We start from the raw sequence: 1,076 nt of genomic DNA on the forward strand, positions 1-1,076 counted from the left end.
TAAATCAGGTGCGCCGTAGGCGTCACCTGGATTTACTTGTTATGTGCATTTTTGTATTCACTACATATGATTAAGAGCTTGTGGAAAAATACTCTTCAATAAGTGGATTATGACTGCAAAAGTCACCGACAAATTCAACCCACTCTTCAGTGGTAACGCTATGGTTTATTTTGAAGAGTTTGTGATATTGAGCTTTAACCTGATTTGTAGATTTTCTCGAATTACTGAAAAAACAGTCTCTGACCTGAAAGTATTCATCTTCTTTGAGCAGCTGAATAGCCCCATCGAAATGGGTAAATTCATTCTTCTGTAAATCAAACTCTGCATGCATATACTTTGCTGGATAAAAGGTGCCGTCCTCAGTTTTGATGGTTCTATCTCTTAGCTCAATGAGTTGAAAACTCTTCTTATTGTTTTCAGTAACCCACTTTACTTCGATTGCATAAATATTGTTGTGGTTCAGTGTTTTTGAGTTGTTACCCGTTTCAGAAAAAACATGCCGAGTAATACCGTCTTGAATTTCCTTTATTTCTCCAGTGTACTTTGGACCATACCAGCGATCTTTCTCAAAATATATCGATTCATTTTTGGGTAGTCTTATGCGATCCAAATCTAATGCAATATAGCATTTTGATTCTTCACTCTTGAATCTCCAAAAATTGCTAAGAAATCCAGGAGACCAATTATTTTCAGGAGAAAAGCCTCTACGAAAAAAAGGGGAGGCAAGAAGTGTCGCATTTTCTCCAAAAGCATAACCTACAGATGTAGATTTGTATTCTTCGCTTTCTCTCAGTTCATCAAAATCTACTAGGTTTTCTTTGTCGATATTTAGCTCAGGTAATAATCGTTTTGTGATGTTCTTAGATTTGGCTACCAAACCAACTTTGAAAGAGAACTCAAAGTCATCGAGAGAAAGAGAGATGTTTCGGCTTTTACAAAAAGCGATGAAATCATCGATTTCTTCTTTTCTTGAAATTAAATCGCTATTCAAAGGTATTTATCTCTCTTTCACTAAGATGCTGATGTTTGAATGATGAAGCACATAACGCCCGCATCAGGTGCGCCGAAGGCGTCAC

The 1,076-nt window shown here is 36.8% G+C and carries 1 protein-coding gene; it reads right to left on the reverse strand.

Annotation, left to right across the window (positions count from 1 at the left end; translation table 11 throughout):
• Nucleotides 1-70 precede the first annotated feature (70 nt).
• Nucleotides 71-991, reverse strand: coding sequence for a hypothetical protein (locus ACY2RQ_RS19420; protein WP_490114664.1), 921 nt, complete (start codon nt 989-991; stop codon nt 71-73).
• Nucleotides 992-1,076 lie beyond the last annotated feature (85 nt).

The sequence above is a fragment of the Parendozoicomonas sp. 209JJ7-1 genome (assembly GCF_058147085.1).